At 69.1% G+C, this 17,156-nt stretch carries 13 protein-coding genes, 1 tRNA gene and 3 pseudogenes; 12 read left to right on the forward strand and 5 right to left on the reverse strand.

Annotated elements, in window-relative coordinates; all coding sequences use genetic code 11:
* Positions 1 to 514: 514 nt before the first annotated feature.
* Together H1D24_RS41655 and H1D24_RS01660 are read left to right on the forward strand one after the other, a co-directional pair.
* Positions 515 to 715, forward strand: a pseudogene (locus H1D24_RS41655) (Scr1 family TA system antitoxin-like transcriptional regulator); the annotation flags it as partial.
* A complete protein-coding gene (locus H1D24_RS01660) occupies positions 712 to 906 on the forward strand; it encodes a DUF397 domain-containing protein (protein WP_181655502.1) in 195 nt (64 codons plus the stop codon). The pseudogene H1D24_RS41655 and the gene H1D24_RS01660, both read left to right, overlap by 4 nt.
* 53 nt (positions 907 to 959) lie before the next feature.
* On the opposite strand, the gene H1D24_RS01665 is transcribed toward H1D24_RS01660, so the two are convergent.
* From H1D24_RS01665 to H1D24_RS01675, 3 genes are all read right to left on the reverse strand, one after another.
* On the reverse strand, positions 960 to 1,577 hold the full coding sequence (locus tag H1D24_RS01665) for a TOPRIM nucleotidyl transferase/hydrolase domain-containing protein (RefSeq protein WP_181655503.1): 618 nt from the start codon (positions 1,575 to 1,577) through the stop codon (positions 960 to 962).
* A gap of 170 nt (positions 1,578 to 1,747) precedes the next feature.
* The gene (locus H1D24_RS01670; protein WP_181655504.1) at positions 1,748 to 2,161 is read right to left on the reverse strand and encodes a type II toxin-antitoxin system VapC family toxin; all 414 of its coding nucleotides are present in this window, start codon (positions 2,159 to 2,161) and stop codon (positions 1,748 to 1,750) included.
* On the reverse strand, positions 2,158 to 2,421 hold the full coding sequence (locus H1D24_RS01675) for a CopG family transcriptional regulator (RefSeq protein WP_181655505.1): 264 nt from the start codon (positions 2,419 to 2,421) through the stop codon (positions 2,158 to 2,160). The genes H1D24_RS01670 and H1D24_RS01675 overlap by 4 nt, the downstream gene beginning before the upstream one ends.
* Positions 2,422 to 3,065: 644 nt before the next feature.
* Here H1D24_RS01675 and H1D24_RS01680 point away from each other — a divergent pair.
* From H1D24_RS01680 to H1D24_RS42015, 3 genes and pseudogenes are all read left to right on the forward strand, one after another.
* The gene (locus H1D24_RS01680; RefSeq protein ID WP_181655506.1) at positions 3,066 to 4,499 is read left to right on the forward strand and encodes an ATP-binding protein; all 1,434 of its coding nucleotides are present in this window, start codon (positions 3,066 to 3,068) and stop codon (positions 4,497 to 4,499) included.
* A 125-nt stretch (positions 4,500 to 4,624) separates the two neighbouring features.
* Positions 4,625 to 4,798, forward strand: a pseudogene (locus H1D24_RS42010) (bifunctional DNA primase/polymerase); the annotation flags it as partial.
* Between the two features lie 56 nt (positions 4,799 to 4,854).
* Positions 4,855 to 5,169: pseudogene (locus H1D24_RS42015) on the forward strand (tyrosine-type recombinase/integrase); the annotation flags it as partial.
* A 170-nt stretch (positions 5,170 to 5,339) separates the two neighbouring features.
* Here the strand turns inward: H1D24_RS42015 and H1D24_RS01690 are convergent.
* Positions 5,340 to 6,422: a PspC domain-containing protein gene (locus tag H1D24_RS01690; RefSeq protein ID WP_181655507.1), complete on the reverse strand. Its 1,083-nt coding sequence runs from the start codon at positions 6,420 to 6,422 to the stop codon at positions 5,340 to 5,342.
* 521 nt (positions 6,423 to 6,943) lie between these two features.
* Positions 6,944 to 7,015 (reverse strand) — tRNA-Arg (locus tag H1D24_RS01695).
* A gap of 328 nt (positions 7,016 to 7,343) precedes the next feature.
* Here H1D24_RS01695 and H1D24_RS01700 point away from each other — a divergent pair.
* The 7 genes from H1D24_RS01700 to rho all read left to right on the forward strand — a co-directional run bounded on the left by H1D24_RS01700 (position 7,344) and on the right by rho (position 17,008).
* On the forward strand, positions 7,344 to 7,814 hold the full coding sequence (locus tag H1D24_RS01700) for a response regulator (RefSeq protein WP_374064046.1): 471 nt from the start codon (positions 7,344 to 7,346) through the stop codon (positions 7,812 to 7,814).
* Between the two features lie 197 nt (positions 7,815 to 8,011).
* The gene (nrtL, locus tag H1D24_RS01705; RefSeq protein WP_181655508.1) at positions 8,012 to 9,241 is read left to right on the forward strand and encodes an ArgS-related anticodon-binding protein NrtL; all 1,230 of its coding nucleotides are present in this window, start codon (positions 8,012 to 8,014) and stop codon (positions 9,239 to 9,241) included.
* Positions 9,242 to 9,289: 48 nt separating this feature from the next.
* Positions 9,290 to 10,681, forward strand: coding sequence for a diaminopimelate decarboxylase (gene lysA / locus H1D24_RS01710; protein WP_181655509.1), 1,392 nt, complete (start codon positions 9,290 to 9,292; stop codon positions 10,679 to 10,681).
* Positions 10,682 to 10,989: 308 nt separating this feature from the next.
* Complete coding sequence (locus H1D24_RS01715; protein ID WP_181655510.1) at positions 10,990 to 12,282, forward strand: homoserine dehydrogenase; 1,293 nt, start codon at positions 10,990 to 10,992, stop codon at positions 12,280 to 12,282.
* Between the two features lie 6 nt (positions 12,283 to 12,288).
* A complete protein-coding gene (gene thrC / locus H1D24_RS01720) occupies positions 12,289 to 13,347 on the forward strand; it encodes a threonine synthase (protein WP_181655511.1) in 1,059 nt (352 codons plus the stop codon).
* Positions 13,348 to 13,650: 303 nt separating this feature from the next.
* Positions 13,651 to 14,568 (forward strand): homoserine kinase, encoded by a 918-nt coding sequence (gene thrB / locus H1D24_RS01725; RefSeq protein WP_181655512.1) that lies wholly within the window; start codon positions 13,651 to 13,653, stop codon positions 14,566 to 14,568.
* A gap of 424 nt (positions 14,569 to 14,992) precedes the next feature.
* Positions 14,993 to 17,008, forward strand: a complete 2,016-nt coding sequence (gene rho, locus H1D24_RS01730; RefSeq protein WP_181655513.1) for a transcription termination factor Rho — start codon at positions 14,993 to 14,995, stop codon at positions 17,006 to 17,008.
* Positions 17,009 to 17,156 lie beyond the last annotated feature (148 nt).

A 17,156-nucleotide genomic window follows, 5' to 3' on the forward strand; every position in this document is an offset into this window, starting at 1 on the left:
TCGGAAGTACGCCGCACCTTCCTCATGGGCCCTGACGTGTCTGGAACGGGCTGCTGTCCGTCAGGTCACTGGTTGACCCGTTCCTGTTCCGCGACCGATCCGCCGCGCTCCGAAAAACGCCTATAAGGCTCGTATGTTCTCTAAGGAAACTAAAGTGCGCGATGCGCACCAGTCCAGTCAACTATTAGTGAATTGCCTCACAAGCGGCGTGTCTCTGTTGTGCGATGCCGACGCCCGACGCTTGGAAGTAAGCCGCAGCGCGACCACGGTCGTCCTCACCCTCCCCGGAGGGCGATCTCCGCCCACACGACCTTGCCGGAAGGCGGCCATGGCGCACTTCCCCATTGGGCGGCGAGCGAATCGACGAGGATCAGCCCGCGGCCCGTCTCGTCCGTGAGACTGGCGGTACGACGGGCCAGGGGCCGGCGGTCGCCTCGCGGGTCCGCCACTTCGATACGGAGCGTGTCCGAGGCCTCGGCGGTAAGGCTGAGCCGGAACCCGCGCCTGGCACGCGCCCGTGCGCGGTTCCTTCATCCTGCTGACACCCAAGGGAAAACCCCAGCTCGGATACACCGAGGCACAGAACTCCAGCCGACTGGTTACGGACCCGGAAGACGTTCGTATCCTGGCCGCACAGTACGGCAGCATCAGGGCGCAGGCCCTTACGATGCCGGAGTCCCTCGCCATGATCAAAAGGATGCTGGGAGAGCTATGAGTACTGCGGAACCCGCGCGACTCGCCTGGTTCAAGAGCAGCTACAGCGGCAACGAGGGCGGCGAGTGCGTCGAGGTCTCCGTCGCGCCCGGTACCGTCCACGTCCGAGACTCCAAGGCCCCCGCCCACGCCCAACTCGCTTTCCCCCGTTCGGAGTGGCCTGCGTTCGTGCACTTCACGGCCGGACGCTGACGTGCAGCGAGGGACTACGGACAAGAGGCCGTAGCCCTCGCTTTTGTGCGTCGTTACAGGCTCGCGAAGAGGTCGTCGATCGGGGCCGGTACCTGTTCGTGGTCGAGGGCTTCCACCAGGAGACGGCCATAGCGGATCTTGCGGCCCTTCTTCGTGCCGAGGAAGCGCCGCAACTGCTGCTGCCGGGGCCGACCATGGTGTGCGGGCTGGCGCAGGAAGGTCTGCCAGGCACGCAGGTCGCCCTCGGCCTGGATGATCTCCTCGACCCGCGCCGTGCCGAGCGCGCGGATGAGCTCGTCCTCCAGGTCCGCCACGCACACGAAGAAACCCCGATGGCCCGCGCCGGCCCACTCCCAGCCGCGGTCGTAGAAGCGCTGCTCGCCCTCGTCGCACAGTCCCCTCAGGCGCAGGCCAAGACCTGGCGGCCCGAGAAGACTGGCGTAACGACCGACGCTCATCGCGCCGCCCATCGGCACGACGCACACCCCTTCGGCGGCCAGGTCCGGGCCACGCCGTGCGGCCAGCGCCTCGAAGGCCGCGAGATCGCTCAGTCCTTCCAGCAGCACGGCAGTACGCAGCCCCAGTCGCACAGCCAGATCACTCGCCGCTCCGCCGGGACCGCCGGCCGCCCAGCCGCTGACCGCATCCCGGAACGCCCCCATGTTCACCATGGAGCGAGTCTGCACGTCCACCGACCGGCACGGCACGGAATATTCGAACGCGGCCTCGGGTGCGCACGGGCGCGTTCGTGCCGGCCGCCGCCGGTCTGCTGGACGGGCGGCGCGCCGGGTGCGGGCGCCAACCGCCGGCCCTGACTCGCGCCGCGAAAAAGTGTTGGGGGTCAAACCTTGACGACGGTGGCGCGTCCACCGCACAGGGTGGTGAGGTCTTCAGGGTCGGAGGTGAGGATCGTGACAGGGCCCGGTGAGGCGAGAGCGGTCGCGCTGACCATGGCGTCGATGGCGTACTTGTGGCCGTGCAGCCCGGCGTCTGCGAGGAGGGCAGATGCGTGCCGGGCGATGGGCTCGCTGACCGGTTCGACAACAAGGCGGGAGAGGGTCCACTCCAGGGCCGGACGGTTGATTCGCGGGTGGACCACTTCCACGAGGGTGGCCGCGGAGGCGATCACCCGCAGGTCGTCGGCGCGAGCGAGGGCGAGCCAGCCGGTGACGGTGCGATCGCGCAGGACGGCCTTGGCCAGCCCTTCCCTGGCGAGGACAAGGGTGCCGCCCGGGGCGGCGGGGGAGCGGGTCACGCGGCGTTCGCCCCACCTTGTGTCTGCTGCTGCCGGGCCTGGTGGAGCTGGTCGCGCAGAGCCTGGATCTCCTCGTCCGTGACGGGGCCGTGCTCAGCCTCGGCGACCTGGATGAGTTCGTTGAGGTTGTCGCGCTCGATCTGGCGGGCCACTGCGGCGGCCACGTAGGCAGACAACCCCGAGGGGCCGCTGCGGGCCTTGGCGGCCTCAGCGATGTCGCGCGGCATAGTGATCGAGTACTTGCCGGTAGGCTCACTCATGCTACTCATCCTACCCTTCATCCTCCAACCCGTGCTGGGGTCAGCTCCGCAGAGAGACCGCCCTCTCACTCGCTTGCTTGCTTGCACGGCAGGATCTCCGAGGGCGCCATTGCGACCTGGTCCTGATGCATTCACCTGGTCCGAGAGGTAGTGGATGCCATGAGGAATCCGGTATCGCGGACACATCCAGGCGTCGGTCGATCAGGCAGGTGGCCGTCGCAGTTTTGGCATGCACGAGAAAGGCGCTGATCCGCATTTCTGCAGTCCAGAGCCTTGATTCGGAGTGCCCCCGGCGGGGCGCTCGGAGCATGGGCAGAGGGAGGACCGCTGGGCGGGAGCGGGCAGCTGGTGATCGAGACGGTTGTCCGGCTGAATCGGTAGGCCAGCGGCGACAGACCGCAGATTCGGGTCCCGCCAGGAGCCGCAAGCAAGGGCTGGCCGTGCCGGAACCGCCTGTGACCTGCGGGATCCTCTGGTTGGACCGATGTCGGCGCATCTGCCCAAGGCCCCGAATCGTGTGACGCGCCTGTCCATACCCCCGACGGGTTCAACGGTTTCATGCGGGGCACAGGAAGCGAACTACCATCTAAGTAAGATTCAGTCTACGTAATATCGAAACTGTGTTCTGCTGTGAGGGGCTGCCTATGGAATTCAAGGGGAGGGTGGCTGACCTGGATCTGCTGGCTCGACAGCTGGGCCTGGTGATCGAGGGCGCGGGTGCCACCCGTGGGCAGGCAGTGATCATGACCGGGCGGCGCCGGGTGGGGAAGTCTCGCCTGGTCCAGGAGTTCTGTGACCGGTCCCGGGTTCCGTACGTGGTCTTCCAGGCGACCCGGGGCCGCAACGCCGTGGCCGAGCGGGCGGACTTCACTGGGGCGCTCGCCCAGTCCGCCCTGCCGGGAGCGGAGCTGGTGGCCGGGCTGCAGGCCGCGGATTGGAATCAGGCGCTGCGCTCACTGGCCGTCGCGGTTCCGGACGACGCCCCGAGCATCGCGGTGATCGACGAGGTGCCGTGGCTGGTTGAGCAGGACGCGGAGTTCGAGGGGGCTCTGCAGACCGTCTGGGACCGTCACCTGTCCGCCAAGCCAGTCCTGCTCATCCTGGTCGGCAGCGACATGTCGGTGATGGAGGCGCTGCAGTTGTATGGCCGCCCGTTCTTCGGGCGGGCGGCGAAGATGACTGTACGGCCACTGCACCTGGGCGATGTGCAGACCATGACCGGGCTGGATGCAGCGGACGCGGTGGACGCGCTGCTGATCACGGGAGGCTTTCCGGAAATCGTCCAGTCGTGGCGGCCCGGGATGGGCCGGGCGGACTTCCTGCGCGAGGCCGTGGCGAATCCGCTGTCTCCGCTCCTGGTGGCGGGCGAGCTGTCGCTGCTGGGGGAGTTCCCCGAGGCGTCACACTCGCGGGCGGTGCTGGAGGCGGTGGGCAGCGGCGAGCGGACCTTCTCCACCATCGCTGCACAGGCCGGGGGAACAGGTGCCCTGCCATCGGGCACGCTGTCCCCGCTGCTGAACACCCTGCAGGCCAAGCGGGTTCTGGCGGCCGACCTGCCGCTGTCCGCAAGGGCCGACACCAAGAACAAGCGCTACCGCATCGCCGATCCGTATCTCCGTTTCTGGCTGGCCTTCCTGCAGCGGGGTATCCCGCTCATCGAGCGCGGCCGGGGCGATCTTGCCCTGGAGCGCATCGAGCGGTCCTGGAACACCTGGCGGGGGCGCGCGGTCGAGCCGCTCATCCGCGAGTCGCTCCTGCGGCTGTTGCCCGACGAGCGATGGCCGGAGACTGAAGCGGTCGGCGGCTGGTGGAACCGGCAGAACAACCCCGAGATCGACCTGGTCGGCACCGACCGTGAACCCGTCGCGGGCGCGGTGCACTTCGTCGGCTCCATCAAGTGGCTGGAGTCCCAGCCGTTCGGCCGGCGCGAATACGACGCCCTGGCTCGGGACGTACTCGCGGTGCCCGGTGCCGGGCGGGACACCCCGCTGGTCGCGGTGTCCCGTAGCGGTGTCGTCGGCAGTCTGCCGCTTGCGGCCCACTGGGGGCCTGAAGATCTGGTCCGCGTCTGGCAGTAGCGGAGAGACGATGAGGCATGGGGTACGTGGCTCGGGATACCCAGTGCCGGTAGGCCTCCACCCAGGCCCACCCCTCAGGCGCGGGTTCGGGCAGCGGTAGGTCGAGGAGGCCGATCGCCACGGCCATCTCCGACTGGGAGCCGCGCGCCACCACCGACCCGGACCGCATCACCGCCGCGTGGTCCGTCGCCGCCTTCAACGTCGGCATCGCCACCGGCCCCTCCGGTCTGGTCGTCATCGACCTGGACCGGCCCAAGCATGCCGCCGACACCCCGCCGGCCGCTTGGGCCGAGCACGGCGTCACCGACGGCGCCGACGTGCTCGCCGTGCTCTGCGAGCGCCACGGCCAGCCCAAGGACGCGTCTTCGGCAACGAGCGCGGGGGAGTGGTCGGCTCATCCACCTACTGGCGGGTGTGGGAGGAAGCGCGGGAGTACGCGCTCCCGCCGGAGCGCATCGACTCGCCGTTGGCCGGACGCCCGTACGACCTGCGGCATGCGTGTATCACACGGTGGCTGAACGCTGGGGTGCCAATCGCTGAAGTGGCCCGCCGAGTCGGCAACTCCCCGGAGGTGATTCATCGCCGGTATCACGGCTGTATTGACGGCCACGAGGAAGCTGCCAACGCGAAGATTACAAAGGCACTGGAGGAAGAAGGCGACATCGCCTAGCGGCTCAAATGGCCGCCTACGCGCTGGGGCCGGGCATTGCCCGGCCCCAGCGCGTACTACTCACTATTGATTGGCGCGGCCCCCCTTCCGCCCGGAGCTTCCCCTTCTTCGCCGACGGGAGGGCGGTACGCGTCACCTCTCGCTGCTGGGGAAGTTCCGGAATGTGGGAATCATCGTTCGTGGGATGCGTTCCTCGGGTCCTGCGGCCGAACCTGCGGAGAACCGGACTTCCGGCCTGCATTCCAGGCGGCGGCTTCTTGCAGCACGTGGAGCAGCTTGGGATCCCAGTTCGCTCCGAACCAACTGCGCAACATTCGGGGGTAGGAGAGTCCCAGGCCGAGGATGGACGGGGCGAGCATGACTTCTCCCTCGCCCGTCTGCAGGATGATCACCTGCTGGGTCAGCCAGCGTTTTGTCCGTTTCGTCCGTACACCGGTGACTCGACCGAGAGGGAGGACGATCGAGTTGGGACAGGTAAAGGCCTGGCGATAGCGGTCGCGCTCCTGTCTGACACAGCGCACCACCAGTTCCCCGATGATTGACATGCCTATGATCCAACGCCAGTAGTCCCGCAAGTAGTAGAGCCAAGGTAGGCCAGCCCCCTGCCCCACGGCCGGAGGAACGCGCTGTGGCGGTGTGCGCCAGTCGGTAAGGAAGACCAGCCAGTCGGGATAGACCAGCAGGCGGCCGAACGGCATGCGTGTGGAGTAGTGGATATCGCTTTTCATCCTCGGTCTGAAGTCAAAACGGAGTTCACTGCAAACGAATCCATGGCACTGGCGACGCAGTAGGGGCATAGGTGTGAGCATCGGCTCCCACAGGAAGTGCACGAATGCCTTGAGGTCTGCGTCTGCCCTGCCTAGTGGTTTGCCCGCAGCCGCGAGATTCGGCCGAGCGGCCGGGGAAGGATCTTCGAACTCCTTGGCCTTCGGAACTTCCGGCAGTGCTACGGCCAGCGCCGCGTAGACGACAACAAAGACGAACAGCAGCTGCCAGCGAAGGGTCATGAACCAGACGGTGATGAATACATAAGCCACCCGCAATCCCCAAGCGGGAACAGCAAGCCTACGGGCAATTCCGGCAAGTGTGCCGGATATGATCCGGCCGTGACGGGCCCGCCAGAAAGCATTTCTTCTCCGAAAGCCGCGCACGTCCTCGCGATTCTGCCGGCTCTCTAGTATGTGAGACTGCTGCGGGCGATTTTTCGGCCCCGATCTGGACGACCATCCGGGTTGACTTTGACGGGAAGTCATTTCGGTATTCCTCGCTGCGGTGGCGCATTGCCCTCTATAGCGGTGATACCGCGGGATCTAGGGGCTACGTCGGAAGCCGCTCGACCCCCCGGACATCATTTTCATCGATGTCCCCAAGGTACGTGAGGCGCCATGGCAGTGGAAGCGTCGAATTTCTCCGGCAACCTCAGCTCCGCGGATTCGATCACCCCAGGGCCGTATGTGTTCCGTGGGGTCGAAATCCTTGGCGGAGAGACGGGAGCTGGCGCGCATCAGTGAACGGCGGAAAGCGGCGAGGCCGTGGAACGATCCTGCCCCCAGCCTTACCTGTCGCCGGGTGGGCCTACCCCTGCCGGCAGATGACGGCCTCGCCCGGGGACCGCTCGGCCTGATGCCGTGGAGGCAACCTTCCGTGTGTCGGAGGTGTGTCGTGAACCCCGAGAGGCAACGAGAGAGAGCGAGAGTCAGTAAGACTGACTCCCGCTCTGTCATGTCGGCATTCGCCCTGGTCAGAGCTTGATTCTTGCTGGCTGACTGGCGAGTGCCCCCGGCAGGATTCGAACCTGCGCACACGGCTCCGGAGGCCGTTGCTCTATCCCCTGAGCTACGGGGGCGTGTCGGTCGCGTGTGGCGGCGACGGGTAGAACCCTACCAGCTCTTGGGGGCTCCTCATGAACAGGTATTTCGGCGGGGTTTCTTCGAAGCCGCGGGCTTGACGGCCTGGCGCGGGCGGCGGGCTCAGGAGTCACCTTTGTCCCATCAGCACCTCAGAAATCAGTGCGGCCACACATCTCTGCAGAGGCCATACCCCGCTGTTGCGTCACGGAGCGTTGTCTCGGCCACACGTACGGCCTTACCCCGCAAGGGGCGGAAGTAGGGAAAACCCGGACGCGGCCGCCTGGGCGGACCTACCCTCGATGTGTGCCAGGCGTGTCCGGTCGGGTGCTTGTTGTCGATGACAACAAGGTCATCCGGCAGCTGATCAGGGTCAACCTCGAGCTGGAGGGCTTCGAGGTCGTGACCGCGGCAGATGGTGCCGAGTGCCTTGACGTCGTTCAGCAGGTCCGCCCCGACGTCGTCACGCTCGACGTCGTCATGCCCCGCCTCGATGGGCTCCGCACCGCCGCCCGGCTGCGTTCCGAGCCTCGTACGCGGGATCTGCCCCTTGTGATCGTCAGCGCCTGTACGCAGTACGAGGTCGAGAACGGGCTCGACATCGGCGTGGACGCCTTCCTCGCCAAGCCCTTCGAGCCCGCCGAACTCGTTCAGACCGTTCGGCAGTTGATCGAGCGCGAGCGGCGTGGGGATGGTGGAGAGGCCGAGGTCGGGGGTGGTGGGGACCCTGACGCGGAGGGCGAGGCCGGGGCCGGTTCCGGTGTTGCGACAGAGCGTGCGGGGCGCACCGGCGCCTAGCGTGTTGGGCCGTGTTGGGCAGGTCGGCGCCTAGCGTGTTGGGCCGTGTAGGGCACGCCGGCGCCTGATCCCTCCTCATTCGGGATCCCTCCTCACTCGGGTCCCTCCTGATTCGGATCTCTGACTGCCGGTCCACATTCCGGAACCCCCGAAACCGACTCGCCTACCCACCCCCCTCCTCCCATACGCTTGTCCCCGTGACCCCCGTCGAGCTCTCCCGTACCGTGCTGCGCGCCGTGCGCTGTGCTGTGGATGACGGGGAGCTAAGCGTGGTCGTGCCCGCACGGGTCGTGATCGAGCGGCCCAAGCCGGGCGGTAGCGGGGACTACGCCAGCAACGTCGCCCTGCAGCTCGCCCGTGACGCCGGCGCGCCGCCCCGGCACGTCGCCGAGGTTTTGCGGGCCCGGCTGCACAGCGCGCCCGGCATCGCCGACGTCGCGATCACCGGGCCCGGGTTCCTCAACTTCACCCTCGACGGGGCCGACGCCGCGCTCGTACGTGATGTTCTTGCGCAAGGGCTCCGGTACGGGCACAGCCTCGCCCTCGACGGCGAGCGGATCGAACTGCGTATCCCGGCGCACGAGCCGCGGGCCGAAGTCGTCGCCGATGCCGTCTCCCGCATCGTCGCCGCCCTCGGCGGACACACCGAGACCGTCCACATTCCGCCCGGCCGAACCGAAGACCCGCCCGGCCGAACCGAAGACCCGACCGGCCGAACCGAAGACCCGACCGGCCGAACCGAAGACGCGCCCGGCGGAGCGGACGGCACCGGAGCGGACGGCACCGTAAATCTCCGCCCCGTCCCCGCACCCCCACCGCCCACCATCCCCCTCGGCGCCGACCCCACCCGCTGGGCCCTCCTCCACCCCGCCCCCCACGACCGCCCCCGCCTCACCCCCGACCACCTCGTCCAGCGCGAGAGCAACCCCTTCTTCCGGGTCCAGTACGCGCACTCCCGCGCCCGGGCCCTCGTACGCGGTGCCGACCAGCTCGGCTTCCATCCCGAGCCCGGTCACCTGGGCGAGTCCGCAGAAGTCCGCCAGTCCCCGGAAGTCCGCCAGTCCCCGGAAGTCCGCCAGTCCCCGGAAGTCCGCCAGTCCCCGGAAGTCCGCCAGTCCCCGGAAGTCGGCGAGTCCCCGGAAGTCGGCGAGTCCTCGGAAGCCCAGGACCTCCTCACCGCCCTCGCCGACCACCCCATAGTCCTCGTCACCGCCGCCCGGCACCGCGCCCCCGACCGGCTCGCGCGGCACCTCGTCGCCACCGCCGACGCCTTCTTCCGGTTTCACGACGCCACGCGCGTGCTGCCGGTCGGTGACGAGAAACCCTCGGCCGCCCACCGCGCCCGGCTCGCGCTCGCCGAAGCCGCCGGGACGGTGCTGGCCGGCGGCCTGTCCCTGCTCGGCATCGATGCACCCGAACACGTCTGACCACGTGGGACACGACCACGTGACGTACGAGAGAGCGCAAGAACAGACATGAGCCGTTCCGCACACCCCGCCGGCCCCCGCCACGCCGACGTTCTGCCCGAGGGGCACTACACCGCGCCGCCCGCCGACATCAACGCCCTCGACCCCAAGGTGTGGTCCCGGACCGTCACCCGGACCCCCGAGGGCGCCGTCAGCGTCGGCGGCATCGACGTGACGCGGCTCGCCGAGGAGTTCGGTACGCCCGCGTACTTCATCGACGAGGACGACTTCCGGGCGCGGGCCCAGGCCTGGCGTACCGCCTTCGGGGAGGGTGCCGACGTCTTCTACGCGGGCAAGGCGTTCCTCTCCCGCGCCATCGTGCGCTGGCTGCACGAAGAGGGCCTCAACCTCGACGTCTGCTCCGGCGGCGAGCTCGCCACCGCCCTCTCCGCCGGGATGCCCGCCGAGCGCATCGCCTTCCACGGCAACAACAAGTCCGCCGCGGAGATCGAGAAGGCCGTCTCCGTCGGTGTCGGGCACATCGTCCTGGACTCCTTCCAGGAGATCGTGCGCGTCGCGCACATCGCCGAGCAGCTGGGCAAGCGGCAGCGCGTGCTGATCCGGGTGACTGTCGGGGTCGAGGCGCACACGCACGAGTTCATCGCCACCGCCCACGAGGACCAGAAGTTCGGTATCGCGCTCGCCGACGGGCAGGCCGCCGAGGCCGTGCGGCGTGCCCTCAAGCTCGACGGGCTCGAGCTCGTCGGCATCCACTCGCACATCGGGTCGCAGATCTTCGACATGGCCGGGTTCGAGGTCGCCGCCCGGCGCGTCGTGTCCCTTCTCGCGGAGATCCGTGACGAGCACGGCGTCGAGCTCCCCGAGATCGACCTCGGCGGCGGCCTCGGCATCGCGTACACCTCCGACGACGACCCGCGCGAGCCGCACGAGATCGCCAAGGCGCTCGGTGAGATCGTCACCCGGGAGTGTGAGGCCGCCGGGCTCCGGACTCCTCGTATCTCAGTCGAGCCCGGGCGCGCCATCGTCGGACCCACCGCGTTCACGCTCTACGAGGTCGGCACCATCAAGCCGCTCGACGGGCTGCGTACGTACGTCTCCGTGGACGGCGGCATGTCGGACAACATCCGCACCGCGTTGTACGACGCCGAGTACAGCGTCTCCCTCGCCTCCAGGACCTCTGACGCCGAGCCCATGCTCGTCCGCGTCGTCGGCAAGCACTGCGAGAGCGGTGACATCGTCGTACGCGACGCCTTCCTGCCGTCCGACCTGGCGCCCGGCGACCTGATCGCCGTCCCGGCGACCGGTGCGTACTGCCGTTCCATGGCGAGCAACTACAACCACGCACTTCGCCCGCCCGTCGTCGCCGTGCGCGACGGCGAGGCCAGGGTGATCGTCCGCCGGGAGACGGAGGAGGATCTGCTGCGGCTCGACGTCGGATGAGCGGCCGGGTGACCGCCGGGCGGCCAGCGGTCGGAACGTTGTCTTCCGCCCGGCTGCCCGCCGGGCGGCCAGCGGTCGGAACACCTTCTGCCAGCCGCCCGTCAGCCGCCCGCCGGTCGGCATACCTTCCGCCAGCCGCCCGCCGGGCGCGGCAGAACGCCGCAGACATGCCCAGTGCCGGAGAAAGATCTCCTGATTTCCGGGCCCGGGAAAATGAAATAAACGTCTCACGATCCGGACGAGGGGCAGAAAATCCGGTCCGTTGGGTGAGACTGGTCCAACCGTAGATGTATGAGAAGCGAGGTCGGATGATGCGTACGCGTCCGCTGAAGGTGGCGCTGCTGGGCTGTGGGGTTGTCGGCTCAGAGGTGGCACGCATCATGACGACGCACGCGGAGGACCTCGCCGCGCGGGTCGGGGCCCCCGTGGAGCTGGCGGGCGTGGCGGTCCGCCGGCCCTCCAAGGTCCGCGAGGGCATCGATCCGTCCCTGATCACGACCGACGCCACCGCCCTCGTCAAACGGGGCGACATCGACGTCGTCGTCGAGGTCATCGGCGGTATCGAGCCCGCACGCTCCCTCATCACCACGGCCTTCGAGCACGGCGCGTCCGTCGTCTCCGCGAACAAGGCGCTGCTCGCCCAGGACGGGGCGGCTCTCCACGCGGCGGCCGAGGAGCACGGGCGTGACCTCTACTACGAAGCCGCAGTCGCCGGCGCGATCCCCCTGATCCGGCCGCTGCGCGAGTCCCTTGCCGGCGACAAGATCAACCGGGTCATGGGCATCGTCAACGGCACCACCAACTTCATCCTCGACAAGATGGACACGACCGGCGCCGGGTATCAGGAGGCGCTCGACGAGGCCACGGCTCTCGGATACGCGGAGGCCGACCCGACCGCCGACGTCGAGGGCTTCGACGCCGCCGCGAAGGCCGCGATCCTCGCCGGCATCGCCTTCCACTCGCGCGTACGCCTCGACGACGTGTACCGCGAGGGCATGACCGAGGTCACCGCCGCCGACTTCGCCTCCGCGAAACAGATGGGCTGCACCATCAAGCTGCTCGCCATCTGCGAGCGGGCCGCCGACGGCGAGTCCGTCACCGCCCGCGTGCACCCCGCGATGATCCCGCTCAGCCACCCCCTCGCCTCCGTCCGCGGCGCCTACAACGCCGTCTTCGTCGAGGCCGACGCCGCAGGTCAGCTGATGTTCTACGGGCCTGGCGCCGGTGGTTCCCCGACTGCCTCCGCGGTGCTGGGCGACCTCGTCGCCGTCTGCCGCAACAAGCTCGCCGAGTCGACCGGGCCCGGCGAGTCCGCGTACGCGCAGCTGCCGGTCTCGCCCATGGGCGACGTCGTCACGCGCTACCACATCAGCCTCGACGTGGCCGACAAGCCGGGCGTACTCGCCCAGGTCGCGACGGTCTTCGCCGAGCACGGCGTATCCATCGACACGGTGCGCCAGCAGGGCAAGGACGGCGAGGCATCGCTCGTCGTCGTCACCCACCGTGCGTCCGACGCCTCCCTCAGCGGGACCGTCGAGGCGCTGCGCAACCTCGACACCGTGCGGGGTGTCGCCAGCATCATGCGGGTTGAAGGAGAGTAACCAGCAATGACCCACCAGTGGCGCGGAATCATCGAGGAGTACCGGGACAGGCTGCCGGTCTCCGACAGCACGCCGGTCGTGACGCTCCGCGAGGGCGGTACGCCGCTCGTGCCCGCGCAGGTGCTCTCCGAGCGCACGGGCTGCGAGGTCCACCTCAAGGTCGAGGGTGCGAACCCGACCGGGTCCTTCAAGGACCGCGGCATGACCATGGCGATCAGCAAGGCCAAGGAGGAGGGCGCGCAGGCTGTCATCTGCGCCTCCACCGGCAACACGTCGGCGTCGGCCGCCGCCTATGCCGTACGCGCGGGCATGGTCAGCGCCGTCCTCGTGCCGCAGGGCAAGATCGCGCTCGGCAAGATGGGCCAGGCGCTGGTGCACGGCGCGAAGATCCTGCAGGTCGACGGCAACTTCGACGACTGTCTGACGCTGGCCCGCGGACTGTCCGAGAACTACCCGGTGGCGCTGGTCAACTCGGTCAACCCGGTGCGTATCGAGGGTCAGAAGACCGCGGCGTTCGAGATCGTGGACATGCTCGGCGACGCGCCGGACATACACGTCCTGCCGGTGGGCAACGCGGGCAACATCACCGCGTACTGGAAGGGCTACACCGAATACGCCGCGGACAAGGTCGCCTCGCAGACCCCCCGAATGTGGGGTTTCCAGGCCTCCGGCTCCGCTCCGATCGTGCGCGGCGAGGTCGTCAAGGACCCGTCGACCATCGCGACCGCGATTCGCATCGGCAACCCCGCGTCCTGGAAGTTCGCGCTGGCCGCGCGGGACGAATCGGGCGGTCTCATCGACGAGGTGACGGACCGTGAGATTCTGCGCGCCTACCGGCTGTTGGCCTCCCAGGAAGGCGTCTTCGTCGAGCCCGCGTCGGCAGCGTCCGTCGCCGGTCTGCTGAAGGCCGCCGAGCAGGGCAAGGTCGACCCGGGCCAGACGATCGTCTGCACGGTCACCGGCAACGGCCTCAAGGACCCGGACTGGGCCGTCGCGGGCGCACCGCAGCCGGTCACGGTCCCGGTCGACGCGGCCGCTGCGGCGGAGCGCCTGGGCCTCGCGTAGGACCCTGCAGGAGCCGGGCGGCAGGCTCCGCGGGACGCAGCCGGGTCCGGCAGCGGCCGGACCCGGACCCCCTCCGACCCGGGCATTTGCCCACGGGGGGTGCACAGGGGGCTTTCGACACGCATCGTGCGCCTCCTGTGCGCCCTATGTCGCCACTGAACCTTCCTTCGATAGGCTGTACCGAACCCACCCTGCCGCGCATGCCGCGGAGCCGCCGCCTTCCGCGGCCGTCGGGTGTTCGGTTCGTCTTGCAGTGCATCGAAATCTCGCCAAACCCCGCAGTTCAAGGAGAGTCATCGAGCGATGGCCGGTCCCGCGTTCCGCGCCGCCGCCGTCCGGGTGCGCGTCCCCGCCACCAGCGCCAATCTCGGTCCGGGCTTCGACGCCTTCGGCCTGTCGCTGGGGCTGTTCGACGACGTCGTCCTCCGGGTGGCCGATTCCGGCCTGAACATCGACATCGCAGGTGAGGGCAGCGAGACGCTCCCACGCGACGAGAGCCATCTGCTCGTCCGCTCGCTGCGTACCGCCTTCGACCTGCTGGGCGGACAGCCGCGCGGCCTCGAGGTCGTCTGCGCCAACCGCATCCCGCACGGCCGCGGCCTCGGCTCCTCGTCGGCCGCCATCTGCGCAGGCATCGTCGCCGCGCGCGCCGTGACGATAGGCGGCGACACCAAGCTCGACGACGCCGCACTGCTGGAGCTCGCCACCGAGATCGAGGGGCACCCCGACAACGTCGCAGCGTGCCTGCTCGGCGGGTTCACACTCTCCTGGATGGAGGGCGGCGCGGCCCGCGCGATCAGAATGGACCCCGCAGATTCCATCGTTCCGGTGGTTTTCGTACCGGGAAAGCCGGTGCTCACCGAGACCGCACGCGGACTGCTGCCGCGCACCGTCCCGCATGTGGACGCCGCGGCCAACGCGGGCCGGGCGGCCCTGCTCGTCGAGGCCCTGACCAGGCGCCCCGAGCTGCTGCTGCCCGCCACCGAGGACCGGCTGCACCAGGAGTACCGCGCCCCCGCCATGCCGGAGAGCGCCGCCCTGGTGGAGCGGCTGCGGGCCGACGGGGTGCCCGCAGTGATCTCCGGCGCCGGCCCCACGGTCCTGGCGCTGGCGGACGGCGCGACGGCCGACAAGGTCGCCCGACTGGCGGGGGAGGGCTGGGCGGCCAACCGGCTGGCCCTCGACGCCGCCGGCGCGAGTGTGCTGCCGCTTGCGCCCTGACACACGGTTGCCGGATTGCGAGAGGGGGAATGATTGTTGGATCCGGTAGTGTTAACCTCAAGTCTGCACCCGACCCCACCATGGCGAGGTGCCTTGTGTCCCCGTCCGGGACAGACACTCCTCCGCGAGGCTCCCAAGCAGTTTCATGCACAGGCACCGAGTGCCGTGCATTGAGCGGCCTGCAGAGCGGGGGACCTCCTGGGGACACCTCCGGCGCCAGCCGGGGGAGTCAGCTGGGGGCGCTCCGGAACCGGCGTGACCGAGCCGCGTGACGGCTTCGGGCATCGCCAATCACCAGATATCTCTCCGCCGCGTAGGCGGACAACCGCCCCGGTACGGTCCACCAAGCACGGACCATCTGCCGGACAGCACAACCGGTCGCCGAGCCAGACAGGCCGACGTCCGCTCCAGGGAAGGACCCTTCGTGAGCGACACCACCGATCTGATGGGCGTGAGTGCCGACAGCACGGTCGAAACCGCTGCTGCGCCCGCCACGGACGCATCTGCTGCGCCTGCCTCCGGTGCCGGCTCCCGGCGGCGCCGCGGTACCGGCCTTGAGGGCATGGTGCTGGCCGAGCTGCAGCAGGTCGCATCCGGCCTCGGCATCAGGGGCACTGCGCGTATGCGCAAGAGCCAGCTGATCGAGGTCATCAAGGAGGCGCAGGCCGGGGGTGGGTCCCAGGCCGCTTCGGACGCCCCCGCCAAGAGCGCTGCCGCCTCGACCGAGACCAAGCCGAAGCGCCGCGCCACCTCCAAGGCCCGTACCGGCGACGAGTCCGCGGCCGGTGACAAGGCCGAGAAGGCCGTACAGGGCGAGGGCGACAAGGCCGCCGCGAAGGCCGTGGCCCAGCAGCAGATCGAGATCCCGGGCCAGCCCGCCAGCGACGACGCCCCCGCCGGGGAGCGCCGCCGGCGTCGCGCCACCGCCGAGGCCGGGGCCCCCGAGGCCCAGGCCGCCGTTGCCGTGGCCGAGCCGAAGACCGAGCCCAAGACCGAGACCGCCAAGGGCGACGGCCAGGGCGACGGTTCCGCGGACGGCGGCGCGGAGGGCCGCCGTGACCGCCGTGACCGCGACCGTGACCGTGGGCGCGGCAGGGACCGCGACCGCCGGGGCAAGGGCGATGAGCAGCAGGGCGGCGGTGGCCAGCAGCGCCAGCAGCCGGGCGGCGGCCGCCAGGACCGGCAGCAGCAGGACGACGACGACTTCGACGGTCGCGGCCGTGGCCGCCGCGGCCGCTACCGCGACCGCCGGGGCCGTCGCGGCCGCGACGACGTCCAGGAGCCGCAGATCGGCGAGGACGACGTCCTGATCCCCGTCGCGGGCATCCTGGACATCCTCGACAACTACGCGTTCATCCGGACGTCGGGCTACCTCCCGGGTCCCAACGACGTGTACGTGTCCCTCGCCCAGGTCCGCAAGAACGGTCTGCGCAAGGGTGACCACGTCACCGGTGCCGTGCGCCAGCCCAAGGAAGGCGAGCGCCGTGAGAAGTTCAACGCGCTGGTCCGCCTGGACTCCGTCAACGGCATGGCGCCCGAATCCGGGCGCGGGCGGCCGGAGTTCAACAAGCTGACGCCGCTGTACCCGCAGGACCGGCTCCGTCTGGAGACCGACCCGGGCGTGCTGACCACCCGGATCGTCGACCTCGTCGCGCCGATCGGCAAGGGCCAGCGTGGTCTGATCGTCTCGCCGCCGAAGGCCGGCAAGACCATGATCATGCAGGCGATCGCGAACGCGATCACGCACAACAACCCCGAGTGCCACCTGATGGTCGTCCTCGTCGACGAGCGTCCGGAAGAGGTCACCGACATGCAGCGGTCGGTCAAGGGCGAGGTCATCTCCTCGACCTTCGACCGCCCGGCCGAGGACCACACCACGGTCGCCGAGCTCGCCATCGAGCGCGCGAAGCGCCTGGTGGAGCTGGGTCACGACGTCGTCGTACTGCTCGACTCGATCACGCGTCTGGGCCGTGCGTACAACCTCGCCGCCCCGGCCTCCGGCCGCATCCTGTCCGGTGGTGTCGACTCGACCGCGCTGTACCCGCCGAAGCGCTTCTTCGGTGCCGCGCGCAACATCGAGGACGGCGGCTCGCTGACCATCCTGGCCACCGCGCTGGTCGACACCGGCTCGCGCATGGACGAGGTGATCTTCGAGGAGTTCAAGGGCACCGGCAACATGGAGCTCAAGCTCGACCGGAAGCTCGCCGACAAGCGCATCTTCCCGGCGGTGGACGTGGACGCGTCCGGTACCCGTAAGGAAGAGATCCTGCTCAGCGGCGAGGAGCTCAACATCGTCTGGAAGCTGCGCCGGGTGCTGCACGCGCTCGACCAGCAGCAGGCGATCGAGCTGCTGCTCGACAAGATGAAGCAGACGAAGTCGAACGCCGAGTTCCTGCTGCAGATCCAGAAGACGACGCCGGCGCCGGGCAACAACGACTGACGTCGGCAACGCGCGTGCTAGGCCGATGACGCGCAGCTAAAGCAGGGGCAAAAGGGCCGCCACCGTTACGTATGTGATGGTGGCGGCCCTCTGTTGTGCGTGGGAACCGGTGTACGATCACGCCACTCTCACACTTCGCCGAAGCATC

The sequence above is a fragment of the Streptomyces himalayensis subsp. himalayensis genome (genome assembly GCF_013778455.1).
In the GTDB taxonomy this organism is placed as follows: domain Bacteria; phylum Actinomycetota; class Actinomycetes; order Streptomycetales; family Streptomycetaceae; genus Streptomyces; species Streptomyces himalayensis.

Excerpts from the sequence above, each read along its gene's own strand:
- H1D24_RS01660 (WP_181655502.1), top strand. The coding sequence starts at position 712 with ATGAGTACTGCGGAACCCGCGCGACTCGCCTGGTTCAAGAGCAGCTAC.
- H1D24_RS01665 (WP_181655503.1), bottom strand. The coding sequence starts at position 1,577 with ATGGTGAACATGGGGGCGTTCCGGGATGCGGTCAGCGGCTGGGCGGCC.
- H1D24_RS01675 (WP_181655505.1), bottom strand. The coding sequence starts at position 2,421 with ATGAGTGAGCCTACCGGCAAGTACTCGATCACTATGCCGCGCGACATC.
- H1D24_RS01680 (WP_181655506.1), top strand. The coding sequence starts at position 3,066 with ATGGAATTCAAGGGGAGGGTGGCTGACCTGGATCTGCTGGCTCGACAG.
- H1D24_RS01690 (WP_181655507.1), bottom strand. The coding sequence starts at position 6,422 with ATGACTTCCCGTCAAAGTCAACCCGGATGGTCGTCCAGATCGGGGCCG.
- lysA (WP_181655509.1), top strand. The coding sequence starts at position 9,290 with ATGAGCCGTTCCGCACACCCCGCCGGCCCCCGCCACGCCGACGTTCTG.
- H1D24_RS01715 (WP_181655510.1), top strand. The coding sequence starts at position 10,990 with ATGATGCGTACGCGTCCGCTGAAGGTGGCGCTGCTGGGCTGTGGGGTT.
- thrC (WP_181655511.1), top strand. The coding sequence starts at position 12,289 with ATGACCCACCAGTGGCGCGGAATCATCGAGGAGTACCGGGACAGGCTG.
- thrB (WP_181655512.1), top strand. The coding sequence starts at position 13,651 with ATGGCCGGTCCCGCGTTCCGCGCCGCCGCCGTCCGGGTGCGCGTCCCC.